Source organism: Amycolatopsis lurida (genome assembly GCF_900105055.1).
Taxonomy (GTDB): Bacteria; Actinomycetota; Actinomycetes; order Mycobacteriales; family Pseudonocardiaceae; genus Amycolatopsis; species Amycolatopsis lurida.
Map to the genome: position 1 here is coordinate 5,443,482 of NZ_FNTA01000004.1, position 24,786 is coordinate 5,468,267.

The following is a 24,786-nucleotide window of genomic DNA, read 5'->3' on the forward strand; positions in this document are numbered from 1 at the left end:
CACCCCATGAACGGACGCTTGCGAAGGCTCGCCCAAACCACGATGCGCCACTTCCGGCGCATCGTGGTTTTCGTGCGCCGCAAGGTCGTCTCGTTCAACGAACTGTGGCGGCATTCGCTGCAGTTCCGGGTCACGGTGTCCACGCTGGCGCTGTCGTCGGCCGTGGTGTTCGTGCTCGGCATGGTGTTGCAGAACCAGATCACCGAACGGCTGCTGGAGACCAAGCAGAACGCGGCGATCGCGCAGACGAGGGCGATCGTCGAGACCGCGGCCGGTGAACTGGTCGGCGTCGGCACCGAAAGCCCCGAAGCGCTGACCGCGCGGATGAAGAACGCGCTGAAGAAGATCTCCAGCACGACGACTTCGCAGGACAGCGCCGGATCGGCCGCGGGCACCTTCGAGCCGGTGCTGGCCGCGGGTGGCCGTGACCAGTCGGACAAGCCGGCGTTCGCGGGCCCCTACGAGCGGGTCCCGGAGCGGCTGCGTCAGTTCGTCGAGACCGAGCAGGTCAGCCACCTGATCCACACGGTCACCGATGCCGACGGCGGCAAGACGACGTATCTGATCGTCGGCGCGCCGGTGAGCACGATGATCAACCCGCTCCAGCTCTACCTGCTGTACCCGCTCACCAGCGAGCAGAACACCGTCTCGACCGTGCAGAACACGCTGCTCGTCGGCGGACTCGTCCTGCTGCTCCTGCTGGCCGGGATCACGAACCTGGTCACCAGACAGGTGGTCCGGCCGGTCCGGCAGGCCGCCGCGGCGGCCGAACAGTTCGCGGGCGGGGCACTCGACCAGCGCCTCGCCGTGCTCGGCGAGGACGATCTGGCCAAACTCGCCGTGTCCTACAACGAGATGGCCGCGAGCATCCAGCGGCAGATCCGCCAGCTGGAGGAGTTCGGCGGCCTGCAGCGCCGGTTCACCTCCGACGTCTCGCACGAGCTGCGGACCCCGCTGACCACCGTCCGGATGGCCGCCGACGTGCTGCACGCGTCGCGCGAGCAGTTCCCGGCCGGGCTCGCGCGCTCCACCGAACTGCTCGTCGACGAGCTCGACCGGTTCGAGGCGCTGCTCGGCGACCTGCTGGAGATCAGCAGGCTCGACGCGGGCGTCGAGGAGCTCTCCGCCGAGCTGATCGACGTCCGGCCGATCGCGACCAGGGCCGTCGAACAGGTCCGGGTGATCGCGGGCAACGCGGGCAGTTCGGTCGAACTGGTCCTCCCGGAGGAGGAGGCGTACGCCGAGGTCGACGCGCGCCGCGTCGAGCGGATCCTGCGCAACCTGCTGGCCAACGCGGTGGACCACAGCGAGGGGAACCCGGTGGTGCTGACCCTCGCGGTCAACGAGACCGCGGTCGCCATCACCGTGCGGGACCACGGTGTCGGGCTGCGGCCGGGCGAAGCGGAACTGGTGTTCAACCGGTTCTGGCGCGCCGACCCGTCCCGTAACCGCCGGACCGGCGGCACCGGGCTCGGCCTCGCGATCAGCCAGGAGGACGCCCGGTTGCACGGCGGCGTGCTCGACGCGTGGGGCGAGACCGGCCACGGCGCCTGTTTCCGGCTCGCGCTGCCGCGGCGGCAGGACACACCGATGGGGGAGAGCCCGCTGGTCCTGCCCCCGTCCGATCACACTCCGACGGACACGCACGGGTCGTCCGGGCTGCTCGAAGTCCGGCCCGCCCCCGACGCGATCCTCGCCGAGCCAGAGGAGGTCGGCCGGTGAAACGGCTGCTGTCCCTGCTCGCGGTGCTGCTGCTGCTCGCGGGCTGTGCGAACATCCCGCTCGAATCCCAGCCCGCCGTCGTCTCCGGGGACAAACCCGGGCAGGTGCCCGCCGACGTCGCCGAGCCGGCGGCCGGGATCGACCCGCTGACCGTCACCCGTCAGTTCATCCGCAACTCCGCGACACCGGGCACGGCGAACGCCAACGCGCGGGTGTACCTCGACGAGGAGGCCCGGCGCAACTGGAAGCCCTCGCAGGGGCTGACGATCATCGACGACACCTTCGGCACCGTTTACGACACCGCGTCGTCGTCGGGGAACCCGGACGAGCAGGTGGTGAACGTCCGCGGGTTCAAACTGGGCAACCTGAGCCCCGACAGCGCGTTCATCCCGGTGAAGGCCGAGTACTCGCAGCAGTTCAAACTGCGGAAGCAGCCGAACGGCCAGTGGCGGATCGTGGACCCGCCGCAGGAGCTCGCCGTCACCGACGAGGATTTCGCGCTCAACTACTTCCGGGTGCCGATCAGCTTCTACTCGCCCGACTCCGGAGCCTTCGTCCCCGACCTCCGGTACGTCGCGGCGAAACCGCAGGCCGGATTGCCCGGCCGGGTGATGGACCTGGTGCTGCAGGGACCGTCCGAAGGGCTGAAGGGCGCGGTCAAGGACCTGCTCGGCGACCAGGTCACCACCGAAAGCAACGTCCGCAGCACGGACGACGGGACACTGGACATCAACCTCACCGGTGTCGGCGGGGCCAGCCTCGCGGACCGGAACCTGATCGCCGCGCAGATCGTCCTCTCGCTGCAGACGGTGACGCTGAGCCGGATCCGGCTGCTGGCCGACGGCACCGCGCTGGTGCCGGACCGTGAGTACTGGCGCTCCAGCGAGCTGCCCAACTACAACGTGGACATCGCGCCCAACTCGGAACTGCAGGGACTGATGACCGTGAACGGCCGGGTCCGGTCGCTCGAGAACGGGCAGCCGGTCGGTGGGCCCGCGGGCAACGGCGGCTACAAGGTCGTCAGCGCCGCGCAGTCCGTCGACGGGAAACGGCTCGCGGTGGTCGAAGAACGCGACGGCAGGCAGTGGCTCCGGGTCGGCGACCTCGGGCACGACCTCGCTTCGGTGGATCTGTTCGGCGGGAGCCTGAGCCGCCCCACCTGGCGGCCGGTCGCCCGCGGCGGCGGGGTCTCCGGCGAGGTCTGGACGGTCGTCGACCACAACACCGTCGCCAGGGTCACCCTGGCCGCGGACGGCCGCTGGGTGAAGGCCGGCGTCGACGCGACCATGCTCACCGGCCTCGGCCAGATCACCGAACTGCGCCTTTCGCGCGACGGTTCACGGCTGGCCGCGGTGGTCAACGGGCAGCTGGTGGTCGCCTCGATCGTGCGGACGGCGGACTCGGTGGCCCTGCGGGCGCCGCGGAAACTGCAGGAGCGCGACCTCAAGGACGTCGTCGACGTCGACTGGGCGACCCAGGATCACCTGATCGCCGCGACGTCGTCGACCTCGCTGCCGGTGGTCAAGGTGCCGCTGGACGGGCAGCGGATGGACCCCTTCAGCGGCTCGAACCTGACCCCGCCCGTGCACGGTGTCACCGCGGCGCCGAGCAGGCAGAACCTGGTCGCGGACGCGGGCGGGCTCTGGGTCGCCTCCGAGCTGGGCGAAGTCTGGCGGCCGCAGGCGCACACCGTCACCGACGCGGACCCTTTCTACCCGGGCTGAGCGGTCACTGAAGGTCGCTTCGCGGCACTTCGGGCGGCACGCGCGTTGCGAAAGCCACTTTCGCAACGTTGAAGGTTGCGAAAGTGGCTTTCGCAACGCGCGCCCGGTGCCACAGGAGCCCCAGCAGCCCCTCCAGCGGGGAGCAAGGGACCTTTAGTAACGCTAGCTTTCCTAGCGGCGCTAGCGAGCGATCGGGCTGCCAGAGGTCCGTGAAGGCCTCCTTCACTACCTTGAGGGTAGGCAAGGAGTCCTTCACGGACTTCTACCCAGGCGTGCGAAGTCCCCGAAGCGTTGCGGAGGGAGCGAAGCACCCGGAGCCTTCTCCAAAACTGCGGTCATGACTGGTCCCCTTTGGACGAAAACGGTCCAAACCGGACCTCTCGCGACACAACGGGCTCCGGAACTGTCGGAGCTCCGGCCGACACTCGCCCCATGTCCAAACTCCTGGATCTCCTCATCCCCGCCCGCTGCGCGTCTTGCGGAGCGCCGGGCGCGCCTTGTTGCGCCACTTGTCAGGCCGTTTGGGGTTCGCTCGGCGAAATCGCCCGCGGCCCGACGGCCGGTCTTGTGCCCGTGTACGCCCTGGCCCCCTACGCCGATGAGGCCCGCCGCCTGATCCTCGCCTACAAGGAACGTGGCCGCCGCGACCTCGCCCCCTCCCTAGGGCGGGCGATCGCCGAAGCGCTCTCTCAGTTGCCCGATCCGGAGCCCGAGCCGTGTCTCGTACCGGTCCCTTCGCGACGGCACGCCTCGCGTGTGCGCGGCGGGCCGCATGTCCGGCGCATCGCCGACGAATGCGTGAAAGTATTGGCAGGCAAGGGAAAATTCGCGACCGTGGCGCCGGTCCTCAGGCTCGGAGCCGGTGCTCGTGACGCCGTGGGGCTCACTCGCGCCGAGCGGGCGTCGAATCTGGACGGACGCCTTCGCCTGGGCCCGGGAGCCTGCCGGGAGAAGGTCGTACTTCTTGACGACGTCATCACAACCGGAGCGACCGCCGCCGCTTGTGCACAGTTTTTGGACATAAGCGGAATTCACGTTTCGGCGGTGGTGGCGCTGGCCGCCGCCGGGTGATCGGGCTGTCACCTACAAGAGTGATGAATGATCGGGAACGGGAATGGGTACAAGGGCGTTGACGGGATATGAGGGAGCTTGAGGGGAACACTCCGACGGCCCGCCACTCCACCGGGGTGGCGGCGGATTCCCTTGGAGCCGGTGATCTAGGCACCCTCCGCTTTTTCCTGTCCGAAGGCTTGCGCCGTCCGCGTGAAAACAAATCACAGGGGCGACGCCCGGCAGGCCGGATTGTCGCGCTGGCCGCACGGTCTTCGTCGCGTGCGGTGACGAGGTCTCACGTCCTGATATCCCCCGGCTCGGGGGCTGTTGCTCGCGGCGTGATGCAGCTAACGTGCAGCGCTATCAGCAATCCCGGCAGGCAGGGAGGTGACCAGCCCATGTCCCTGGCGCCGGAGCCGCGCTGAGTCCGCGCTCGGACATCCGACACGAGACGTCGTGGCCGTATGCCGAGTTCCCTCATCGCCCGCGATCCGGGCTTCGTCCCCGCATTACCGGCGCCCTAGTGAACACATCTACAGCTCGCAGACATTTCAGCGAGGGAGGTCGTGTATGGACATCGTCGTTAAGGGCCGCAACGTGGAGGTGCCCGACCACTATCGGGCACTCGTCAGCGAAAAGCTGGCCCGGCTAGAGCGCTACGACAAGAAGGTCATCCGTTACGACGTGGAGCTCTTCCACGAGCCCAATCGCCGGCAGTCGAAGAACTGCCAGCGCGTCGAAATCACCGGTAAGGGCCGTGGCCCCGCCGTACGCGCCGAAGCGTGTGCCGGCGACTTCTACGCAGCGCTGGATTCCGCACTGAACAAGCTCGAAAACAGGTTGCGGAAGACACACGACCGCCGGCGCGTGCACTACGGCCGCAGCCGCCCGGAATCCGTCGCCGAGGCGACTTCGATGGCGGCCGCCGGTGGAATGACCACCGACACCCGACATCTGGCGGGTACCGCTGTGCTCGAAGCGCCGGAGGCCGAACCCATGGCCAACGGTTTCGCTGTCGAGAGCGGTGACTTCGAGATGCCCCAGCAGCAGCGCTGGGATGACGGGGTGACCGAACACCAGCCCGGTCGCGTCGTCCGCGAGAAGAAGCATGACGCGGAGCCCATGACGGTCGACCAGGCTCTCTACGAGATGGAACTGGTCGGTCACGACTTCTACCTGTTCAACGACTCCGACGCCGGGTGCCCGAGCGTCGTCTATCGGAGGCGAGGCTTCGACTACGGCGTCATCCGGCTGAGTTAGCCGGCCCCACGTCCAGACGGCGGCCCGCACGCGTCCCGTGCGGGCCGCCGTCATGTCCGGATCAGGCGTGGTGCGGCCTCGTCCCGTGAGGTACCGACAGACGGTGCGTGCGCGAACACCGAGGTGTTCCCTACGATGGGGGACGGACGGTGGTGCGGTACCAGGCACCACCGCGTACGAGATTGCCCGGGACCGGCTCGGGTGCGATCACAATCAGCTAGTGAGGTCGACCGGATGGTGCTGAACCGCCTGCTCCGCGCGGGCGAGGGCAAAATGGTGAAGCGGCTGCGACACATCGCCGATCACATCAACACCCTCGAAGACGACGTCAAGGACCTTTCGGACTCCGCACTGCGGGCCAAGACCGACGAGTTCCGTAAACGGCACGCGGACGGCGAGTCCCTCGACGACCTCCTGCCGGAGGCCTTCGCGGTGGCGAGGGAGGCGGCCTGGCGCGTGCTCGGTCAGCGGCCCTACGACGTCCAGCTGATGGGCGGCGCCGCGCTGCACCTCGGCCAGGTCTCCGAGATGAAGACCGGTGAGGGCAAGACCCTGACCCAGGTCCTCCCCGCGTACCTGAACGCCGTCTCCGGCAAGGGCGTGCACGTCATCACGGTGAACGACTACCTCGCCAAACGTGACGCCGAGTGGATGGGCCGCATCCACCGCTTCCTCGGCCTGGAGGTCGGGGTCATCCTGGCCGACCAGACGCCCGAGGTCCGCCGTCAGCAGTACGCCGCCGACATCACGCACGGCACGAACAACGAGTTCGGCTTCGACTACCTTCGCGACAACATGGCGTGGAGCCTCGAAGACTGCGTGCAGCGCGGCCACAACTTCGCGATCGTCGACGAGGTGGACTCCATCCTCATCGACGAGGCCAGGACGCCGCTGATCATCTCCGGCCCGGCCGACCAGTCCTCGCGCTGGTACGTCGAGTTCGCGCGGATGACCCCGCTGATGAAGCCGGACGTCCACTACGAGGTGGACATCCGCAAGCGCACCGTCGGTGTCACCGAGAAGGGTGTCGCGTTCGTCGAGGACCAGCTCGGCATCGACAACCTCTACGAGGCCGCGAACACGCCGCTGGTCGGCTACCTGAACAACGCGCTGAAGGTCAAGGAGCTCTACAAGCGCGACAAGGACTACATCGTCCGTGACGGCGAAGTCCTCATCGTCGACGAGTTCACCGGCCGCATCCTGCACGGCCGCCGCTACAACGAGGGCATGCACCAGGCGATCGAGGCCAAGGAAGGCGTCGAGATCAAGGCCGAGAACCAGACGCTCGCCACGATCACGCTGCAGAACTACTTCCGGCTCTACGACAAGCTCGCGGGTATGACCGGTACCGCCGAGACCGAGGCGGCCGAGTTCCACCAGACCTACAAGCTGGGTGTGGTGCCGATCCCGACCAACAAGCCGATGGTCCGCGCCGACCAGGCCGACCTGATCTACAAGACCGAGCAGGCCAAGTTCGAGGCCGTCGCCGAGGACATCGCCGAGCGGCACGAGAAGGGCCAGCCGGTGCTGGTCGGCACCACGAGTGTCGAGAAGTCCGAGCACCTGTCGAAGCTGCTGCTCAAGCTGGGTGTCCCGCACGAGGTCCTCAACGCCAAGCACCACGACCGGGAGGCGCTGATCGTCGCCCGCGCCGGGCGCAAGGGCGCGGTCACGGTCGCCACCAACATGGCGGGCCGCGGTACCGACATCGTGCTCGGCGGCAACCCGGACCTCATCGCCGACGAGGTGCTGCGCGAGCGCGGTCTCGACCCGGTGGAGCACTCCGAGGAGTACGAGGCCGCCTGGCCGAAGGTGCTCGAGGAGATCCAGGCGGAGACCAAGGCCGAGGCCGAGGAGGTTCGCGAGGCGGGCGGGCTGTATGTGCTCGGCACGGAGCGGCACGAGTCGCGCCGCATCGACAACCAGCTCCGCGGTCGTTCCGGCCGTCAGGGCGACCCCGGCGAGTCCCGGTTCTACCTGTCGCTCGGTGACGAGCTCATGCGCCGCTTCAACGCGACGATGGTCGAGCGGGTCATGACCACCATGCGGCTGCCGGACGACGTGCCGATCGAGCACAAGATGGTCTCCAAGGCGATCAAGAGCGCTCAGACGCAGGTCGAGCAGCAGAACATGGAGATCCGCAAGAACGTCCTCAAGTACGACGAGGTCATGAACGAGCAGCGCAAGGTGATCTACGCCGAGCGCCTGCGCGTCCTCGAAGGCGAGGATCTGCGCGAGCAGATCGAGCACATGCTGGTCGATGTCATCAACGCGTACGTCACCGAAGAGACCGCCACGGGCTACGCCGAGGACTGGGACCACGAGAAGCTGTGGACGGCGCTGAAGCAGCTGTACCCGGTCAAGGTCACCTGGGAAGAGCTCGCCGAGGACGACGACCTCGACGCCGACAAGCTGCGTGAGGCGCTGCTCGAAGACGCTCACCGCGCGTACGACGAGCGCGAGGCCGAGATCGACGCGAAGGTCGGCGAAGGCGCGATGCGCAGCCTGGAGCGCCAGGTGATGCTCACCGTGCTCGACCGCAAGTGGCGTGAGCACCTCTACGAGATGGACTATCTCAAGGAGGGCATCGGCATGCGGGCCCTGGCCCAGCGCGACCCGGTCATCGAGTACCAGCGCGAGGGCTACGACATGTTCCGCGCGATGCTGGAGTCGCTGAAGGAGGAGGCCGTCGGCTTCCTGTTCAACCTCCAGGTCGAGCAGGCCGAGCCCACCACCCCGGCTCCGGAGTCGGCGTCCGCGCTGCCCGCCGGTGTCGGCGCTGGGAACGGCCAGGCCGCCAACGGTGACGGCAGGCACGCCCGTCCGACGCCTCCGCAGGCGCCGGCGACCGACACCGAATCCGTGCCGTCCGCCTTGCGGGGCAAGGGACTCGGCGGCGGTTCGCAGTCCGGGCTGACCATGTCGGGCCCGTCCGAGGACGGTGGCGTCGAGTCGCATTCGGACAGTGCCGCCAGCGCCGGTGGTGACCAGGGCGGAACCCGCCGCGAGCGTCGTGCCGCGCAGCGCGCCTCGCAGAAGAAGGGCAAGAAGGGCCCGCGCCGCTAAAGGCCCCAAAGCGCGTGAAGGCCCCCTTCCCTCGGCTCAGCCGAGGGAAGGGGGCCTTCACGCGTATCAGGCCGCGAGCGCGGAGACCCGTCGTGGCGGCTTCAGCAGGTGGAAGCGGGTGCACACCCAGCCCGACGACGTCCGCTCGAAGCGGGCGGCCAGCGCGAGGCAGCGTCCGTTCTGCTCGACGGTCGCGCAGGCTTCGACGACGCCGTCCGCCGGATGCCCCAGGTGGACCGACTTCGGCCGGTAGCCGCCCGAGGGACGGCGGCGGCCGGGGTCGAGAAGCGCGCTGTGCAGCGCGGGGTCGAGGATGGGCCGCACCTGGACCGCGGGCCGGCGCCCGTCGCAGGCTTCGAGGATGGTGGTCAGCAGCCTGCCGACCTGCCGGCTGTCGGGAGTGTCCGGCCGCGGCAGTGGTTCCTCCACGACGCTTTCGCCGGCCAGCGGCAGGTCCAGCACGAGCTGGTTGTCCGGCACCGCCGCCCGGTGCACCAGGCTGTCCGGCCTGCCGGCGACCCGGTACGGCGGTTCGAACGGTTCAAGCCGTCTCAGTACGTACGACTTCATCTGACAGTCCCCCTCCGCGGCCCCCTCGGCCGCGCCCAGCAACTATGGGGCGGGCGGCGGGCGGAGCCGCGACAAGGACCGCCCGAGAGGATGAACCGGGCGGTGATCGCTTGTGTACGGTGGGCCGGTGCTGAAAGGGCTGGTCATCGACTACGTCGGCGTGCTCACGGACGCCGGCGCGGACGAGTTGTACGCCTTCCTGCTGGCGGCCAGGGAGCGCGGTATCAAAACGGCCTTGCTCTCGAACGCTCCCGGCGCGTCGGACGAGGCGAAACGGTCACTCGACCCGTTCTTCGACGCGCTCGTCTTCTCCGGCGAGGTCGGCGTGGCCAAACCCGAACGCGAGGTCTACCTGCTCACCGCGGGGCTGCTCGACCTGCCCGCCGACCGGTGCGTGTTCGTCGACGACGCCGCGCACAACGTCCGCGCGGCGGTGGCGGCCGGGATGGCGGGGGTGCACCACACGTCCGTCGAGGAGACGCTGACCGAGCTCAGCGCCTTGTTCCCGAAGCCTTAGCGCGCCGCACCAGCTCGAAGGACAGCACCGCGGCGGCGGCCGAGACGTTCAGCGACTCGACCTCGCCCGGCATCGGGATCGACACCCATTCCGTCACCAGTTCGCCGACCTCGGCGCCGACGCCGTTCGTCTCCCCGCCCAGCACGAAGGCCGCGCGCTGCGGCAGCTCGACGTCGAACACCGAGCTCCGGGCGGAAGCGCCCAGCGCGAAGATCCCGTATCCGGCTTCGGTGAGCATTTCGGCCGCCTCGCGCGCGCTGCCGCAGCGCAGCACCGGCGCGCGGAACGCGACCCCGGCCGAAGCCTTGACCACCATCGGGTCGAGGGCGGCGACCCCGCGCCGCGGCACCACGACCCCTTCCAGCCCGGCCGCGGTCGCCGTGCGCAGGATCATTCCGACGTTGGCCGGGGTGGTGATCCCGTCGAGCAGCAGCACCCGTGACGGCGGCCTGCCGTCGGACAGGGCCGCGTGCAGGGACCGCATCCGCGGGGCGACGACGTCGGCCAGCACGCCCTGGTCCTGTTTGCCGTTGCCCGCCAGCACTTTGACGCGATGCGCGCTCGCGCGCTGCACCGGCACCCCGGCGGCCTTGGCGGCTCGCTGGATCTCGGCGGCGTTCGGCCCTCGCACGGTATCGGCGAGGATCACCTTGTCCACCTCGAGCGCCGCGTCGTCCAAGGCCTCGAGCACCGGTTTGCGCCCGTACACCGTCAGGAACCGGTCCTTCGGCGAAATCACCGACTCATCACCCACACCGGCGAGTGTCCCACTGTGTAAGGATCGGCCCATGCCCGACCGCCTCTCCGCGCTGGACGCCTCGTTCCTGTACGTGGAAGACCATTCGACCCCGATGCACGTCGGTGGCGTGGCGATCTTCGAGCGACCGCGTGACGGCTTCACCCACGAGCAGCTGCTGGACCTGATCGGGCAGCGCCTCGCGTTCCTGCCGCGGTACCGGCAGCGGGTGCTGGAGGTGCCGGGGCATCTCACCCGGCCGGTGTGGGTCGACGACGTCGATTTCGATCTGAACTACCACGTCCGCCGGTCCGCGCTGCCGCAGCCGGGTTCCGACGGCCAGCTGTTCGACCTCGTGGCGCGGCTGATGTCGCGGCGGCTCGACCCGGGGAGGCCGCTCTGGGAGGCGTATTTCGTCGAGGGGCTCGCGGGTGACCGGGTCGCGCTGGTGACCAAGACGCATCAGTCCGTCGTGGACGGGATAGGCACCATCGAGATCGGGCAGCTGATCCTCGACGCCACTCCGCAGGAGCCGGAACCGTTCGACGACACTTGGCATCCCCGCCGGGAACCGAGCCGTGCGCAGCTGATCCTCGACGCGGTCGCGGAGACCGTGCAGCGGCCGACGGAGCTGGTGGAGAACGTCCGCTCCATCGCCCACGACGCCACCGCGATGGCGGGCAAGGTCACCGAAACGGTCGGCGACGTCGCGTCGGCACTGAAGACGATGGTGAATCCGGCGCCGTCCGGGCCGCTCAACGTCCGCACCTCCGGCGGGCGCATGTTCGCCGTGGTCCGTACCCGGCTGGAGGATTTTCGCGAAGTCCGCGCCGCGCACGGCGGCACGGTCAACGATGTCGTACTCGCGGCGATCACCGGCGCGCTGCGGGAATGGCTGCTCTCCCGCGGCTCGAACCTGACCGCGACGACCACCGTGCGCGCGCTGGTGCCGATGGCCGTCCGTGACGCCGAGACGGCCGAATACTCGACGCCGGCGCTGGTCGGGAACCAGGTCGACGCCTATCTGGTCGATCTCCCGGTCGGCGAGCCGAACGCGGTCCTGCGGTTGCAGCACATCGGCCACGCGATGGCGGACCACCTCGACTCCGGCCGATCGGTCGCCGCGCGCGGGCTGCTGACGGTCGGCGGGTTCGCCCCGGCGACACTGCATTCGCTGGGCGCACGGGCGGCCGGATCGATGTCGGGACGCATTTTCAACGTGCTGATCACGAACTCACCGGGCCCGCAGGTGCCGCTCTACGCGGGACAGGCGAAGATGGTGGAGATGTTCCCGGTCATGCCGCTGGTGCGCAATCAGGCGCTGGCGATCGGGGTCACCTCGTATCACGGGGGTGTCTACTTCGGACTGAACGGCGACCGCAAGGCCGTGTCCGATGTGGACCTGCTCGCCGGGATGATCGAGGAATCGTTGGAAGAGCTGAAGGGTGCGCACTGGTGAGGGTCTATCTACCGGCGACGATCGCGATGCTCCGTGAGCTCGAAACCGCAGGCGAGTTCCGGGCGCGGAGTGGCACGGGATTCGCGCTGACCCCGGCGCTGCGGGAGTCCTACGCCAGCGGATCCGACGAAGAGCTCGAGTACGCCGCGCTGCTCGACGCCGCGAGGGCGTCGCTCCGGCTGATCGCGGCCGAAGAGAAGCCCGAGCCGCGGCGCGTGGTGATCTCGGCGGACGTCGAGGAGGTCACGCTGCGCGCGGATCTCGACGCCGCCGTCGTCCGGCTGTCCGGGCCGGTGAAGATCGCCGACGTCGCCGCGATCCACGTCGACGCGGCCGAAGCGGCCGAGTCCGTGCAGGCCGCCGCCGCGGTGATCGACCAGGCCGACCTCGGCGACCCGGACGCGGAGTTCACCCTCGGCGACGCCGAAGACCACGAACTCGCCTGGTACGCGCCCCAAGAGCTGCCGTTCCTGCTGGAACTCCTCTAGCTCTCCTCGCAATTCGGCACCTGGTTGCGATCCTTGCCTGGTGCAACCATCGCAAGTAGGTGCCGAATTGCGGGGGTCAGAACCAGGACGGGCCGGGCACCGGACGTTCGGGGCGCCAGCCGGTCGCGTCGGTGAGCCTGGTCGAGACCACGCGCTGCGAACGCGCCAGCACCGACATCAGGCCCAGCCGGTTCGCCAGCCACTTCGGCAGCGCGCGAGGACGGCGGACACCGGCCGCGGCGGCCATCGCCTCGCCGAGTTCCTGCTTCCGCACCGGATCCGCGGCCAGGTTGTAGACGCCGCTCGGTGCCCGCAGCGCCGCGATCGCGCCCGCCGCCGCGTCGTCCGGATGGATCGCCGCGGTCCAGTCGGTCCGGCGGCCGAAGATCAGCGGCGAACCGCGCCGCGCGGCCGCCAGCATCGTCGTGGTCATCGGATCGTCGGCGACCAGGAGCCCGATCCGCAGCCGGATCGCGGTGCGCCCTTCCTCCGCCAGTTCCGCGATGTTCGCGTGCGCCACCGTCGAAGACGCGATGTTGCCGCGCAGCGCGAGAGGGGCGTCCTCGTCCAGTTCCTCGTCGCCACCGTCGGCGTAGACGAACGAGATTCCTTCCTGCACCACGATTGCCAGCTCGTCGACCCGTCGCGCGGCGGCGGCGAGGGTCCGGCTGCCGGTGATCCGCACGCGGTCGTTCTCGGCCCAGCCGGACAACGTCATCGCGTGGCGCGCGTCCGGGATGCGTGTCGCGACGTTCAGCACCGCGTCGTGCCCGTTCAGCGCGCCCGCCAGGGAATCGACGTCGAACAGGGAACCCGGCACCGGTTTCGCGCCGGTCGCGCGGACCGCCGCGACCCGGTCGACCCCGCGGGCCAGCCCGCTCACCTCGTGACCTTCGGCCAGCAGACGCCGCACCAGCGGACGGCCCAGCACCCCGGTCGCCCCGATCACCATCACCCGCATGTTCGCTCCTCCTGTCTTGGCTTCACGAGAAAGACGAGACGCGGGCGGGGAACGTGACGGGTCAGCCCGCCGGGATCTCCCCGATCTCCTCCGGCGGCGGCGCCTGGATGTCGGCCTGCGTGTCCCATTCGCTGTAGCGCGTGACGATCCGGGCCATCGCGCTGTCCGGGACCCCTGAAGCGGCGAGAACCGGCGCGAGGTCGAGCACGATCCGCAGCGGCCGGTGTGCGTCGTCGAGCCAGATCTCCATGGGGATCTTCCCGAGTTTCCCCCGCAGTCCCCCGATGGCCTCGGCCGACAACCCGGCGGGCAGATCACCGCCCAGTGCGGCCATGTCGACGTCCAGCCGGTAGCGCTCGGAAGGCACCCCGTCGAGTTCGGTGTGCCCGGATTCGACGAGCGTGCCCGCCTTCCGCACCTGGTCGAGCGAGCGGCCGGGGTCGTTCTGCTTCGCCAGCTGATCGATGCTGCCGCCGGCCACCTGCGAAAAAGGGTCCGCACCGTCGGGGGAGACCTTCACCCAGGGCTTTCCGCCGGGGACGTCCTCGCGGGCGGCTTCCGGGACCTTGGCGAAAACGATCTTGTCCACGAGGCGGAGTTCGAGGGGCTCGCCGAGGAAGTCCGTGGTCATGGCCAGCGCGGTGCCCGTCCCCGCGACCCTCGCCTGTCCCTGGCTCTTCGACCGCATCGTGCCCGCGGTGACCTCGGTGACGAACTTCGCGGCCTTGCCGTCCGTGGCGGACGTGGCTCCGTCGGCGAGCGCGCGGGCGTCGGCGAACGACACGGCTCCGCCGTCGCACGCGCCGAGCAGTGCACCGAGTACGAGCACGACGGTGGACAGAGCCGTTCTTCGCATGAGGACCTGCTTTCCAAGGCGGGCGCCCAAGCGAAACACAGCCGTGGTCCGCACCCCGATCGGGGGACGGCTCAGCGGCTGTCGCCGACCGCTTCGGGCGGCGGCGCGATGATCACCACATCCGAAGCCCAGCTGTCGTACTTGACCGTGGTCTTGCCGATGGTGACCCGCACCGGGCGCTGCTCGCCGTCCAGCCACAGTTCCGCCGGGGCGCCGCCGAGGTCGAGGACGTACCGAGTGGCGGCCGTGCCTTCCACCTCGGTCTGTTCGGACTTGGTGATCTTGCCCGACTTCGAGATCCGGTCGATCGTCCGCGTCGGATCCATCGTCTCGACGACGTTCGTCAGCAACGCGCCGTTGGCCGCGGAGAGCGAATCCTTGCCGTCGGCGGTGATCTTGACCCATTCCTTGTCGGTCTTGAACTCCTGGACCTGAGTGTCCGACAGGTGGTAGTAGAGGACGCCGTCGGCGAAGATCAGGTCCCGTTTCTCACCCGCGACCTCGGCGACCATGGAGAACCTGCTGTTCGGGCCCTCGTAGAGCCCGGAACTGGTGACCACGACCTTGCGGCCGTCTTCCGCGGTGGTCTCGAGCGCGATCTTGGATGAGCGTGCCTTCTGCGTGCCCGCGGCGGCGGCGGAGGCCAGTTGCGCCGCGTCGTTCACCGGCTGCGCCGCCGGTTTCTCTTCCCCGGAACAGCCGCCCAGCAGCAGGAGAGCGGTACAGACGACGGCGAATCCGGTGACACGCATGGGACTCCCTCGGGTGAATGGTCTGTACCACTACCGTAGCGCCTGTCGCGTGAATTTCCACCGTCCGATTGTCTGGGTACGTGAAGGTCCCCTTCATTGCGTCTAGCGCAATGAAGGGGACCTTCACGTACTTGCGGGAGGCTGGCCGCCCTCCTGCTGCAGCATTTCGGCGGAGTCGCCGCTCCTAGCGACCGGCCTTCTTCATGATCTCCGTCAGGTCGCCGACCTGATCGGCGGGCGGAGCGGTGATGTTCACCGGGCTGCCCCAGTCGGTGTACTTGACCGTGGACTTGGCGACGCCGTCCCCGGGCACGCCCATGGCCTTCATGAACGCGGTCTGGTCCGAGACGACCTGCAGCGGCAGCTGGTCGGCGTTGAGCCACAGCTCGGTGGGGATGGTGACGTTCTTGCCCTTGAGCTTCGCGTCGAGCTTCTGCTGGACATCCGCTGGGAACGGGATGCCCACCTCGCCCACGATGAGGGCGATGACCTTCTCGACCTCGATCTCGATGACGTAGTGGTTGGTGAGCTCACCGTTCAGCTCGACCTGGTCCGACTTCGTGATCTTGCCCGCTTTCGAGACCTGCTCGAGGGTGCGCGACGGGTCGCTCTCCTTGATGGCCTTCGACATCATCTTGCCGAGCACCTGCGAGATCGGGTCCTGGCCGTCGGCCGAGAGCTTCACGTACGCCTTGTCGGTCTTCAGTTCGGCTTTGTCGTCCGCGTCGAGCTTGAAGAAGAACGCGTTGTCGACCCAGAGGACTTCCGCTTTCTGGCTGACGTCGTCCAGGGTCATCGAAAACCTGGGGTTGTCACCGTCGTAGACGCCCTGCCCGACCACCTTTTCCTTTTCGGTGCCGGCGACGGTCTCCAACGTCATCTTGAACGATTTGGCCTTCTTGGTGCTCTCGCGGGTCAGGGTCGCGAGCTGGATCGGGTCGCCGAGCGGCGCCGAAAGCAGGCTCTTCTGCTCGGTAGGAGCAGGAGCGGGGGCAGCCGCGCCGGGCTGCTTCTCGCCACCGCAGGCGGACAGCGCCAGGACGGCGGCCGTGGTGATGGCGGCGAGTGTGGTTACGCGCTTCAAGAGGACCCCTCAGAGAAGTTGATCTAATCCGAACGGGTTATCGCGCGAAGCCGAATTTAGTTACCGATCGTCATCATGCCCGGCTCGGGAGCCCAAAAGACGCCGCAAGGACGTCAAGCGCTCCGCACTGGCGTGACCCTCGGTGACCACGTCGTCGAGTGCGCAGTCCGGGTCCGAAGGCGGCCCGAGGTGTCCGCAGCCGGAGGGACACTCTTCGGCCGCCTCGGCGAACTCTTCGAAGGCGAGCACGATGTCGTCGGCGGTCACGTGCGCCAGCCCGAAGGAGCGGATGCCCGGCGTGTCGACCACCCAGCCACCGCCGGGCAGGGAGAGTGCGACCGCCGCGACGGACGTGTGCCTGCCCTTGCCGACCGCGCTGACCACGCCGGTCGCCAGCCCGGCGTCGGGCACCAGCCGGTTGACCAATGTGGACTTGCCGACGCCCGAATGCCCGACCAGCGCGGTGACGCGGTCCTTGAGCCGCCCGGCCAGTTCGTCCGGATGCTCGTCGTGCCGGGTGACCACGGCCGGGATGTCGAGGCCCGCGTAGCCGGCGAGGAGTTCGTCCGGGCTGGCGAGGTCGGCCTTCGTCAGGCACAGGACCGGCTCGAGACCGCCGGCGTAACAGGCGACGAGACAGCGGTCGATGAATCCGGTGCGCGGCGGAGGATCGGCGAGCGCGGTGACGATCAGCAACTGCTCGGCGTTGGCGACGACCACCCGTTCGAAGGGGTCGGTGTCGTCCGCGGTCCGGCGCAGCACGCTGGAGCGTTCGTCCACCCGGATGATGCGGGCGAGGGTGTCGGGTTTGCCGCTCACGTCGCCGACGATGCCGACGGTGTCGCCGACGACGACCGAGACCCGGCCCATCTCGCGGGCCCGCATCGCCGTGACGACCCGCTCCGGATCCGAGTCGATCGCGCAGGTCCAGCGCCCGCGGTCCTTGCCGATGACCATCGCCGTGGAGGCGTCCGCGTGCTCGGGGCGGCGTTTGCTGCGCGGCCTGGTGCCCTTGCCGGGCCGGATCCGCACGTCGGATTCGTCCAGCCTGCGCCAGTCCTTGCCAGCCAAACCGCCTCCTGCTCTTCGCATACCGCGAAACTATGATCCCATGCTGCTCGCCAACACATCGGTAGCGTGTAACGATGGCTGTCGATCAGGGAGGTTTTCGCATGTGCGGGCGTTATGCCGCGACCAAGGACCCGGCGGCGCTGATCGACGAGTTCGCCGCGGTGGACCTGACCGAGGGCCGGGTCCGGACCGATCACAACGTGGCGCCGACCAAGGTCGTCCCCACCATCGTGCAGCGGCATCCGCGTGACGCCGACGGCGCGGTGCTCGAAGACGAGCCCGCCGTGCGGTCGCTGCGGATGATGCGCTGGGGACTGGTCCCGTTCTGGGCGAAGGACCCCGGCGTCGGCTCGAAGATGATCAACACACGCGCCGAGACCGCCAAGGAGAAGCCGTCGTTCAAAAAGGCGGTTTCCGCGCGGCGGTGCCTCGTCCCCGCCGACGGCTGGTACGAGTGGCGGCGGGACGGCAAGGAGAAGCAGCCCTTCTTCATGACCGGACCGGGTGACGAGTCGCTCGCGTTCGCCGGGATCTGGGAGACCTGGCGGCCGAAGGACGACAAGGAAGCCGACCCGCTGATCACCTTCTCCGTGATCACCACCGACTCGGTCGGCAGGCTCACCGACATCCACCACCGCATGCCGCTGCTGATGCCGCGCGAAAAGTGGGACACCTGGCTCGACCCGGATCTCGCCGACGTCACCGACCTGCTCGTCCCGCCGCCGGCGGACCTGGTCGACACGATCGAGCTCCGGCCGGTGTCGAGCCTGGTCAACAACGTCCGCAACAACGGCCCGGAGCTGGTGGACCGCGTCGAACCCGTCGCCGAAAGCCCGCTCTTCGAACTGCCGAACTCATGACGAAGCTGGAGATCGACACCGCCTACGGCCCCGCGCGGGCCGAGTTGCACTGTGCCGAGGAAGGCATCGCGGTGCTGATGCTCGGCCACGGCGCCGGCGGGGGGATCGGCGCGAAGGACCTGGTCGCGGTCACCCGCGCGGCGCAGGCGGCCGGGGTCCACGTCGCGCTCGTCGAGCAGCCATACCGGGTGGCCGGCCGCCGGGCGCCCGCTCCGGCCACCCAGCTCGACACCGCCTGGCTCACCGTGGCCGACGAGATCTCCGTGCGCTTCGACGACCTTCCGCTCGTGTTCGGCGGCCGGTCGTCCGGGGCCCGCGTCGCCTGCCGGACCGCCGCGGCGGGGCAGGCGGTGGCGGTGCTCTGCCTGGCCTTCCCCGAGCATCCGCCGGGGAAGCCGGAGAAGACCCGGCAGGGTGAACTGGACGCCGTCGAGGTCCCGACCCTGGTGGTGCAGGGTGACCGGGACCCGTTCGGCCTGCCCAAGGCGGGGCCGCATCACGAGATCGTGGTGCTCAAGGGCGACCACAACCTCAGCGCCGACCTCGAAGGCGTGTCACGCGCGGCCGCCGAGTGGCTGGAGCGTGTGCTGCGGCCGCTCACCTGAGAGCCGCCGCCGCGCGTAGTGCACGGTGACCGCGGCCAGCAGCGGGCCCCAGAGCAGGAGCGGCGCGTAACAAGCGGCCATGACGGCGCCGTAGACCGGCGAGCCTTCCCAGCTCCCCGGCGCCATCGAGGAACCGGCCTCCGCCCAGCCGAACAGCCCCTGCACGCCCAGCCCGGTCAGGGCGATCGCGCCCGCGGCGGCCGGGAGGATCGCCGCGAGCGGCGGGATCCGGCGGCCGCGCAGCCCCGGGATCCAGCGCGGCCACACCTCACCCCACGGCCGGACGAGCCCGAGGGTGAGGAACGCGAGCGCTTCGGAGAGCAGGCTCAGCCCGAAGACGTAGGCCGCGCCCCAGCCGGGGATGCCGAACTCGTCCAGTCCTTGGGCGGTGAACCCGACCGGGATGCCGAGGCCCATCGCGACCCGCCACAGCCCGGAGGGCAAGGTCACCAGCAGCGTCGCGTGGGCGGCGAGGTTCGCCCATCTCGGTACGCCGGGCACGGTTTCGGTCATTCTGTCGCTCCCAGGAGTCGTCGTTCGCTTGCCGACGACGATTCCCGAGTGCGGCCGCGTGTTCTTCCCGCTGGGGACCGACTCCGCTCCCTCGCGAGGGTGAACCCCTGCCCGCATCCAGAGGACTAAATGCGGGGGAGAACTCAGCCGGCGATCGGCGCGACCACGGCGCCGGTGAGCCGCGCCAGGTCGCCGGGCGCGAGTTCGACCTCCAGGCCGCGCCGCCCGGCCGAGCAGTGCACGGTCTCGAACTTCTCCGCCGACGAGTCGATCACCACCGGCAGCCTGCTCCGGTGCCCGAGCGGCGAGATCCCGCCGAGCACGTAACCCGTCGCGCGCTGGGCGGCGGCGGGGTCGGCCATCTTCGCCTTCTTCCCGCCCACGGCGGCCGCCAGCGCCTTCAGGTCCAGCTGACCGGTGACCGGGACCACGCCGACGGTCAGTTTCCCGTCGACCTCGGCGACCAGTGTCTTGAACACGCGCGCGGGGTCGAGCCCCAGCGCTTCGACGGCTTCGAGGCCGTACGACTCCGCCCGCGGGTCGTGGTCGTAGGCGTGCAACACGTGCGCCACTTTCTGCTTCGCCAGCAGCGCCGTCGCCGGGGTTCCCTTGCCTGCCATGGGCGGAGTCTACGAGCGCGCCGGGAATGCCCGGCCGGGCCTCACTGTTGGAAGACACGTGTCCACCACACTCGAAGCTCCCCGAATCCTGATCCCGCGCACGCCGGGCGGCCAGGTGATCCGCCCGCGCGTAAACTCGACGACGTCTCATGCGCACAAGCGCATCGACGCCGATCGGGAAGGGAACGGTTTGCCGAGCACGCAGAATCCCGCGCCGGACACGGGCACGGACGCCGAAGAGGCGGCCGCGCGGGCCGAGCGCTTCGAGCGGGACGCGATGCCCCTGCTCGACCAGCTGTACTCGGCCGCCATGCGGATGACCCGGAATCCCGCCGACGCCGAGGACCTCGTCCAGGAGACGTACCTGAAGGCGTACGCGGCCTTCGCGTCTTTCAAGGCGGGCACCAACCTCAAGGCGTGGATGTACCGCATCCTCACGAACACCTACATCAACGGCTATCGCAAGCGTCAGCGCCAGCCGGTGCAGCAGCCCACCGAGGAGATCACCGACTGGCAGATCGCCAAGGCGGAGAGCCACACCTCCAGCGGGCTGCGCTCGGCCGAGGTCGAGGCGATGGACAACCTGCCCGACGCCGACGTCAAGGAAGCGCTGCAGAAGCTGCCCGAGGAGTTCCGCCTCGCGGTCTACCTCGCCGATGTCGAAGGTTTCGCGTACAAGGAGATCGCCGAGATCATGGACACGCCCATCGGCACCGTGATGTCCCGGCTGCACCGCGGCCGTGCCCAGCTCCGTGACCTGCTCGCCGATGTCGCCCGCGAGCGGGGCTTCATCCGCGCGGGCAAACAGCAGGAGGTGGCGGGGCGATGAGCGAGGACTACTGCGCCGGCGCGGACGACAAGGTCAGGTGCGAGGAAGCCCTCGCCGACATCTACCTGCTGCTGGACAAGGAGTGCAGCGCCGAGCGCGACGCCGCCCTGCGCAAGCACATCGAGGACTGCCCGCCGTGCCTCGAGGAGTACGGCATCGACGAGCACATCAAGCAGCTCCTCGCCCGCAAGTGCGGCGGCGACCACGCCCCGGACGACCTCAAGTCCCGGCTGCGGGCCTCGATCCGCCAGACCGTGCAGACCAAGGGCGCGATCACCATCGAGCGTACCGAGGTCAAGATCGAGCAGACGTTCGAGTAAGCGGCTCAGGACACACGAAGGCCCCCGTACCGGATCGGTGCGGGGGCCTTCGTCGTCTGATCGAATGATCAGGAGTTGGGCTTCTTGCCGTGGTTCGCGCCGTTCTTCTTACGGTCGCGACGCTTGCGGGCGCGCTTCGACATGTTTCACTCCTCGTCCGAGTGGCCCTCGCGGGGTGATACGACACCGCTGGGCCAGGGTCAACCTCTCCAGTGTGTCATGCGGCCCTCACCCTGCTTGGATGGGGACGTGTCCACCCTTTCCGATCTGCTCGCGGAGAACACCGGCCTGTCCGGTGAAGCCGCGGACCATCTCCAGACCGTGGTCGCCGAATGGCAGCTGCTGGCCGATCTGTCCTTCGCCGACTTCCTGCTGTGGGTCGCCGTCTCGGAGGAGCTGCAGCCGGACGGCGGCGACTACGTCTGCGTCGCCCACGCACGCCCGACGACGGCGCCGACGGCCCATCCGGAGGACGTCGTCGGCTCCCGGTTCACCGTCGACGAGCATCCGCAGCTGGCCAAGGCGAGCCGTGAGGTGCGGATCTGCCGCGAAGAGGATCCGCACTGGTACCGCGACCTGCCGATGCGCCGTGAGGCCATCCCGGTGGTGTTCGCGGGCACGGTGATCGCCGTCCTCAGCCGCGAGACCAACCTGGCGGCCTCGCGGGTGCCCAGCCCGCTCGAGATCGCGTACCTCGGCAGCGCGGGCGACCTGTGCCAGATGATCGTCGACGGCACGTTCCCCAGCCCGGGGAACCAGACGGACACGCATACGAGCCCGCGGGTCGGCGACGGCCTGATCCGCCTCGACCCGACCGGCACGGTGGTCTTCGCCAGCCCGAACGGGTTGTCGGCCTATCACCGGATGGGGCACGAGTCCGATCTCGTCGGTCAGCGCCTCGCGCCGCTGACCAGGTCGCTCATCCGCGACCCGTTCGACGCGACCGAGGTGTCGCATCGGATCATCGAGGCGCTCGACGGCAAGCCCAGCAGCCGGACGGAGGCGGATTCCCGTCGCGGCGCCGTCGTGCTCTTCCGTGCGCTGCCGCTGCGTCCCGCCGGGCAGGCCGCGGGCGCGCTGGTGCTGGTGCGCGACGTCACCGAGGTGAAGCGCCGTGATCGCGCTCTCCTTTCGAAGGACGCGACCATCCGCGAGATCCACCACCGCGTGAAGAACAACCTGCAGACCGTCGCCGCGCTGCTGCGGCTCCAGTCGCGCCGGACCTCCAGCGAGGAGGCGCGGCTCGCGCTCGGCGAGTCCGTGCGCCGGGTCTCGTCGATCGCGATGGTGCACGAGGCGCTGTCCATCTCGGTCGACGAGCGGGTCGATCTCGACAAGCTGCTCGACAACGTCCTCCCGATGGTCGGCGAGGTCGCGACGGCGGAATCGCAGGTCGGGCTCTCGCGCACCGGTTCGTTCGGCGTCGTCGTCGCCGAGATCGCGACGCCGTTGGTGATGGTGCTGGCCGAACTCGTCCAGAACGCCATCGAGCACGCGTTCCCCGACGGACGGCCGGGCAAGGTCGAACTCGTCGTGGAGCGCTCCGCCCGCTGGCTCGACGTCGTCATCCGCGACAACGGGCGCGGGCTTCCCTCGGGTTTCTCGCTGGAACGCAGCGACGGCCTCGGCCTCCAGATCGTGCGGACACTGGTGGAGTCGGAGCTGCGCGGATCGCTGTCGATCCGGGGGCTGCGCGGGGAATCCGAAGAGACCGCCGGGCGACGGCTGGGAACCGAAGCGGCGCTGCGGATCCCGCTGTCCCGACGTCTCTAATGGACTGTCGCGTTTGATCGTCCACAAGGGACAGTCTTATCCGGACACGTTTTAGGGCCGGCGCCCGAAGAGAAGATGGCGCCGGCCCTGTAACGGTTCCGCGGGAGGACTTGGAAAAAGTCCGCTGAAGCCATACCCCCGTGATGGGCGTGTCGGCCTCGCTTGTTAAGCTCAAGTCGGGTACGTGTCACCTCGCAACGCAGGGCCATACAGCCACTGCGCCGCGGGAGTTTCCCGAAGCTTGGGGTCTTGCTCAGTTGTGAGTAATGCGATGAAGCGTGCTGAGTCCGAAAGACTCAGGCGGAGGTACGCGTGCCGATGTGCGTACGACGGCGCTTCAGGGCCCGTCGCTCGTCCTCGCTCATCCCGCCCCAAACGCCTGCGTCCTGCCCGCTGGCCAATGCCCAGGCCAAGCAGTCGGAAGCGACGGTGCAGCGGTGGCACACGGCCTTCGCCTGCGCTACCTGCGACAGAGCAGGACCGCTGGTTCCCACCGGGAAGAACAGCTCGGGGTCCTCGTCTCGGCAGGCCGCGTCGTGGCGCCAGTCCATGTTTCTGAGCTCCTTCATAACGGCGCGGTACTCCGCGCCATAGTCGTCATGGCGGTCGTTTTTTTGGGTGCTTGTGAATGCTTTCACGAAGCACCCGTTTCGACAAGGGTTTTCTGAAGATCGGTGAGTCAGCTCACCCGGCCGAGCGACGCTTCTGACCTGCGGTTTCGTTCCGAAACAGCCTTCCGATGGGAAGGCCGATGCGGTGAGCGGAGGTTCTGCGTCGATGAGCGGCAGTTCGTACTTTGCCGCAGGCGATCAGCGGTCCGGTCGTCAGACGATTACCGTCAGTGCTCCCGGGACACTGAAGAACTCCACCCGCTTCCGCTGGCCGACGAGGTCGCCGTCCACCTGGAAGTTTACCGGTTCAGCAGCGTCTATGCGGATCATCGGCAGGTCATCGTGACGAAGGAGACGTCGCCCGCGTTGGTTGCTCTTCGTGAGCAATGCCTGCCGTACATGCTTGAACACGGTGGGCAATCCCAGACCGTTCAACGCGAAAAGGCCCAATCCGGTGTCGAACGAGCTGCCCGGGTTCAGGTGGACGGGACGGTTGCCCAGGTAACTCCACGGATCGGTGTTCGACACGAAAGCGGTCAGCACTTCGGTGGGCTCTTCACCCGGGATCCTGACCGTGAGCGGCGGACGGCCGAGCGGAGGCCGCAGATGCGACGCCACCGCGGCCCTCAGGTAGAGCCCGGCGGTGGTCTGCTTGCCCCGGCGTTTGGCGACGCGTCCGACGACGTCGGCGTCCCAGCCCAGGCCGGCGTTGAAGGTGAACCAGTGGCCGTCGGCGATCCCGAGGCCGACTTTGCGGCTCCGGTCGTTCTCGATGGCGTTGAGGAGCTGATGGGTCGCTTCCACGGGATCGTGCGCGATGCCCAGTGCCCGGGCGAAGACGTTCGCCGAGCCGCCCGGCACGACACCGAGCATGGGGGCGCCCCCGACCTTCGCCGGATCGCCGTCGGCGTCCGCGAGCAGACCGTTGACCACTTCGTTGACCGTGCCGTCGCCGCCGTGGGCGACCACCAGGTCGATCCCGTCGCGGGCGGCGGACCGCGCCACGGCCATCGCGTGGCCGCGGTAGTCGGTCTCCACCACGTCGAGTTTGACCTGGCTGGCCAGTGCGTGCGCCAGCACGTCACGGCCACCGGCGGTGGTCGAGGTGGCCTGGGGGTTCACGACGAGGATGGCACGCACATACCGCAGGGTAAGTGACTCCGGCCCGAAGGTGTGAGCTTCACGTGACGCGAAGCTCAGCCGTGCGGAGCGTCCTCGAGGCAGCACCGTATGGCCCTGTGGCGGGCGTCCCTCCTCACCGTCGGCTGGTGACAGCGCGTCGTGACAAGTGCACCCGGGCCGACCGCCCGCTCATCGACGACACCGCCAATTCTTC

25 protein-coding genes are annotated in these 24,786 nt (G+C 68.9%); 13 read left to right on the forward strand and 12 right to left on the reverse strand.

The annotated features are described in order from the left end of the window. Positions 1-6 precede the first annotated feature (6 nt). The 5 genes from mtrB to secA all read left to right on the forward strand — a co-directional run bounded on the left by mtrB (position 7) and on the right by secA (position 8,825). Complete coding sequence (gene mtrB, locus BLW75_RS31215) at positions 7-1,722, forward strand: MtrAB system histidine kinase MtrB (protein WP_034305210.1); 1,716 nt, start codon at positions 7-9, stop codon at positions 1,720-1,722. Further along, positions 1,719-3,446 (forward strand): LpqB family beta-propeller domain-containing protein, encoded by a 1,728-nt coding sequence (locus BLW75_RS31220; protein WP_034305208.1) that lies wholly within the window; start codon positions 1,719-1,721, stop codon positions 3,444-3,446. The genes mtrB and BLW75_RS31220 overlap by 4 nt, the downstream gene beginning before the upstream one ends. Before the next feature lie 432 nt (positions 3,447-3,878). Continuing rightward, on the forward strand, positions 3,879-4,517 hold the full coding sequence (locus tag BLW75_RS31225) for a ComF family protein (RefSeq protein ID WP_034305206.1): 639 nt from the start codon (positions 3,879-3,881) through the stop codon (positions 4,515-4,517). 552 nt (positions 4,518-5,069) lie between these two features. Beyond that, positions 5,070-5,759, forward strand: coding sequence for a ribosome hibernation-promoting factor, HPF/YfiA family (gene hpf, locus BLW75_RS31230; protein WP_007028981.1), 690 nt, complete (start codon positions 5,070-5,072; stop codon positions 5,757-5,759). A 234-nt stretch (positions 5,760-5,993) separates the two neighbouring features. Continuing rightward, the gene (gene secA, locus BLW75_RS31235) at positions 5,994-8,825 is read left to right on the forward strand and encodes a preprotein translocase subunit SecA (protein WP_034305201.1); all 2,832 of its coding nucleotides are present in this window, start codon (positions 5,994-5,996) and stop codon (positions 8,823-8,825) included. A gap of 66 nt (positions 8,826-8,891) precedes the next feature. On the opposite strand, the gene BLW75_RS31240 is transcribed toward secA, so the two are convergent. Continuing rightward, a complete protein-coding gene (locus BLW75_RS31240) occupies positions 8,892-9,395 on the reverse strand; it encodes an Rv3235 family protein (protein ID WP_034305200.1) in 504 nt (167 codons plus the stop codon). A 112-nt stretch (positions 9,396-9,507) separates the two neighbouring features. Here BLW75_RS31240 and BLW75_RS31245 point away from each other — a divergent pair, with 112 nt between their 5' ends. Next, positions 9,508-9,912: an HAD-IA family hydrolase gene (locus BLW75_RS31245; RefSeq protein WP_034305198.1), complete on the forward strand. Its 405-nt coding sequence runs from the start codon at positions 9,508-9,510 to the stop codon at positions 9,910-9,912. Here BLW75_RS31245 and BLW75_RS31250 read toward each other — a convergent pair. Further along, positions 9,887-10,666, reverse strand: coding sequence for a TrmH family RNA methyltransferase (locus BLW75_RS31250; RefSeq protein WP_034305196.1), 780 nt, complete (start codon positions 10,664-10,666; stop codon positions 9,887-9,889). The two genes, BLW75_RS31245 and BLW75_RS31250, sit on opposite strands and share 26 nt — an antisense overlap. 34 nt (positions 10,667-10,700) lie before the next feature. On the opposite strand from BLW75_RS31250, the gene BLW75_RS31255 reads away from it, so the two are divergent. Both BLW75_RS31255 and BLW75_RS31260 read left to right on the forward strand, forming a co-directional pair. Beyond that, positions 10,701-12,107, forward strand: a complete 1,407-nt coding sequence (locus BLW75_RS31255; RefSeq protein WP_034305194.1) for a WS/DGAT/MGAT family O-acyltransferase — start codon at positions 10,701-10,703, stop codon at positions 12,105-12,107. Next, positions 12,104-12,595, forward strand: a complete 492-nt coding sequence (locus BLW75_RS31260) for a DUF6912 family protein (protein ID WP_091598663.1) — start codon at positions 12,104-12,106, stop codon at positions 12,593-12,595. Before BLW75_RS31255 ends, BLW75_RS31260 begins: the two co-directional genes overlap by 4 nt. A gap of 76 nt (positions 12,596-12,671) precedes the next feature. On the opposite strand, the gene BLW75_RS31265 is transcribed toward BLW75_RS31260, so the two are convergent. From BLW75_RS31265 to rsgA, 5 genes are all read right to left on the reverse strand, one after another. Continuing rightward, on the reverse strand, positions 12,672-13,556 hold the full coding sequence (locus tag BLW75_RS31265) for an NAD-dependent epimerase/dehydratase family protein (RefSeq protein ID WP_034305192.1): 885 nt from the start codon (positions 13,554-13,556) through the stop codon (positions 12,672-12,674). A 61-nt stretch (positions 13,557-13,617) separates the two neighbouring features. Beyond that, positions 13,618-14,412 (reverse strand): SCO4651 family lipoprotein, encoded by a 795-nt coding sequence (locus tag BLW75_RS31270; RefSeq protein ID WP_034305190.1) that lies wholly within the window; start codon positions 14,410-14,412, stop codon positions 13,618-13,620. A gap of 71 nt (positions 14,413-14,483) precedes the next feature. Beyond that, entirely contained in the window at positions 14,484-15,164 is a 681-nt protein-coding gene (locus BLW75_RS31275; RefSeq protein WP_034305187.1) for a hypothetical protein, read from the reverse strand. Between the two features lie 184 nt (positions 15,165-15,348). Then, on the reverse strand, positions 15,349-16,248 hold the full coding sequence (locus BLW75_RS31280) for an SCO4651 family lipoprotein (RefSeq protein WP_034305185.1): 900 nt from the start codon (positions 16,246-16,248) through the stop codon (positions 15,349-15,351). A 60-nt stretch (positions 16,249-16,308) separates the two neighbouring features. Continuing rightward, on the reverse strand, positions 16,309-17,319 hold the full coding sequence (gene rsgA, locus BLW75_RS31285; protein ID WP_034305184.1) for a ribosome small subunit-dependent GTPase A: 1,011 nt from the start codon (positions 17,317-17,319) through the stop codon (positions 16,309-16,311). A gap of 101 nt (positions 17,320-17,420) precedes the next feature. Between rsgA and BLW75_RS31290 the strand changes: the two genes are divergently transcribed. Together BLW75_RS31290 and BLW75_RS31295 are read left to right on the forward strand one after the other, a co-directional pair. Continuing rightward, positions 17,421-18,179, forward strand: coding sequence for an SOS response-associated peptidase (locus tag BLW75_RS31290; protein WP_034305182.1), 759 nt, complete (start codon positions 17,421-17,423; stop codon positions 18,177-18,179). Then, on the forward strand, positions 18,176-18,784 hold the full coding sequence (locus BLW75_RS31295) for an alpha/beta hydrolase family protein (protein ID WP_034305179.1): 609 nt from the start codon (positions 18,176-18,178) through the stop codon (positions 18,782-18,784). The genes BLW75_RS31290 and BLW75_RS31295 overlap by 4 nt, the downstream gene beginning before the upstream one ends. Here the strand turns inward: BLW75_RS31295 and BLW75_RS31300 are convergent. Together BLW75_RS31300 and ybaK are read right to left on the reverse strand one after the other, a co-directional pair. Further along, complete coding sequence (locus BLW75_RS31300; RefSeq protein WP_034305177.1) at positions 18,734-19,297, reverse strand: hypothetical protein; 564 nt, start codon at positions 19,295-19,297, stop codon at positions 18,734-18,736. The two genes, BLW75_RS31295 and BLW75_RS31300, sit on opposite strands and share 51 nt — an antisense overlap. 143 nt (positions 19,298-19,440) lie before the next feature. Continuing rightward, entirely contained in the window at positions 19,441-19,917 is a 477-nt protein-coding gene (ybaK, locus tag BLW75_RS31305; protein ID WP_034305175.1) for a Cys-tRNA(Pro) deacylase, read from the reverse strand. Between the two features lie 190 nt (positions 19,918-20,107). Here ybaK and BLW75_RS31310 point away from each other — a divergent pair, with 190 nt between their 5' ends. Together BLW75_RS31310 and rsrA are read left to right on the forward strand one after the other, a co-directional pair. After that, positions 20,108-20,746: a sigma-70 family RNA polymerase sigma factor gene (locus tag BLW75_RS31310; RefSeq protein ID WP_026466946.1), complete on the forward strand. Its 639-nt coding sequence runs from the start codon at positions 20,108-20,110 to the stop codon at positions 20,744-20,746. Then, positions 20,743-21,066, forward strand: coding sequence for a mycothiol system anti-sigma-R factor (gene rsrA, locus BLW75_RS31315; RefSeq protein ID WP_034305173.1), 324 nt, complete (start codon positions 20,743-20,745; stop codon positions 21,064-21,066). Before BLW75_RS31310 ends, rsrA begins: the two co-directional genes overlap by 4 nt. Positions 21,067-21,134: 68 nt before the next feature. Here rsrA and BLW75_RS44235 read toward each other — a convergent pair whose 3' ends face one another. Continuing rightward, positions 21,135-21,209 (reverse strand): 50S ribosomal protein bL37, encoded by a 75-nt coding sequence (locus BLW75_RS44235; RefSeq protein ID WP_369299112.1) that lies wholly within the window; start codon positions 21,207-21,209, stop codon positions 21,135-21,137. Between the two features lie 106 nt (positions 21,210-21,315). Here BLW75_RS44235 and BLW75_RS31320 point away from each other — a divergent pair, with 106 nt between their 5' ends. Next, on the forward strand, positions 21,316-22,839 hold the full coding sequence (locus tag BLW75_RS31320) for a sensor histidine kinase (RefSeq protein ID WP_034305170.1): 1,524 nt from the start codon (positions 21,316-21,318) through the stop codon (positions 22,837-22,839). A gap of 296 nt (positions 22,840-23,135) precedes the next feature. On the opposite strand, the gene BLW75_RS31325 is transcribed toward BLW75_RS31320, so the two are convergent. Both BLW75_RS31325 and BLW75_RS31330 read right to left on the reverse strand, forming a co-directional pair. Further along, positions 23,136-23,390 (reverse strand): WhiB family transcriptional regulator, encoded by a 255-nt coding sequence (locus tag BLW75_RS31325; RefSeq protein WP_007028999.1) that lies wholly within the window; start codon positions 23,388-23,390, stop codon positions 23,136-23,138. Between the two features lie 273 nt (positions 23,391-23,663). Next, positions 23,664-24,590 (reverse strand): diacylglycerol/lipid kinase family protein, encoded by a 927-nt coding sequence (locus tag BLW75_RS31330; protein WP_034305167.1) that lies wholly within the window; start codon positions 24,588-24,590, stop codon positions 23,664-23,666. Positions 24,591-24,786: the final 196 nt, after the last annotated feature.

Excerpts from the sequence above, each read along its gene's own strand:
- mtrB (WP_034305210.1), top strand. The coding sequence starts at position 7 with ATGAACGGACGCTTGCGAAGGCTCGCCCAAACCACGATGCGCCACTTC.
- BLW75_RS31225 (WP_034305206.1), top strand. The coding sequence starts at position 3,879 with ATGTCCAAACTCCTGGATCTCCTCATCCCCGCCCGCTGCGCGTCTTGC.
- hpf (WP_007028981.1), top strand. The coding sequence starts at position 5,070 with ATGGACATCGTCGTTAAGGGCCGCAACGTGGAGGTGCCCGACCACTAT.
- secA (WP_034305201.1), top strand. The coding sequence starts at position 5,994 with ATGGTGCTGAACCGCCTGCTCCGCGCGGGCGAGGGCAAAATGGTGAAG.
- BLW75_RS31240 (WP_034305200.1), bottom strand. The coding sequence starts at position 9,395 with ATGAAGTCGTACGTACTGAGACGGCTTGAACCGTTCGAACCGCCGTAC.
- BLW75_RS31255 (WP_034305194.1), top strand. The coding sequence starts at position 10,701 with ATGCCCGACCGCCTCTCCGCGCTGGACGCCTCGTTCCTGTACGTGGAA.
- BLW75_RS31265 (WP_034305192.1), bottom strand. The coding sequence starts at position 13,556 with ATGCGGGTGATGGTGATCGGGGCGACCGGGGTGCTGGGCCGTCCGCTG.
- BLW75_RS31270 (WP_034305190.1), bottom strand. The coding sequence starts at position 14,412 with ATGCGAAGAACGGCTCTGTCCACCGTCGTGCTCGTACTCGGTGCACTG.
- BLW75_RS31275 (WP_034305187.1), bottom strand. The coding sequence starts at position 15,164 with ATGCGTGTCACCGGATTCGCCGTCGTCTGTACCGCTCTCCTGCTGCTG.
- BLW75_RS31290 (WP_034305182.1), top strand. The coding sequence starts at position 17,421 with ATGTGCGGGCGTTATGCCGCGACCAAGGACCCGGCGGCGCTGATCGAC.
- BLW75_RS31295 (WP_034305179.1), top strand. The coding sequence starts at position 18,176 with ATGACGAAGCTGGAGATCGACACCGCCTACGGCCCCGCGCGGGCCGAG.
- BLW75_RS31300 (WP_034305177.1), bottom strand. The coding sequence starts at position 19,297 with ATGACCGAAACCGTGCCCGGCGTACCGAGATGGGCGAACCTCGCCGCC.
- ybaK (WP_034305175.1), bottom strand. The coding sequence starts at position 19,917 with ATGGCAGGCAAGGGAACCCCGGCGACGGCGCTGCTGGCGAAGCAGAAA.
- rsrA (WP_034305173.1), top strand. The coding sequence starts at position 20,743 with ATGAGCGAGGACTACTGCGCCGGCGCGGACGACAAGGTCAGGTGCGAG.
- BLW75_RS31325 (WP_007028999.1), bottom strand. The coding sequence starts at position 23,390 with ATGGACTGGCGCCACGACGCGGCCTGCCGAGACGAGGACCCCGAGCTG.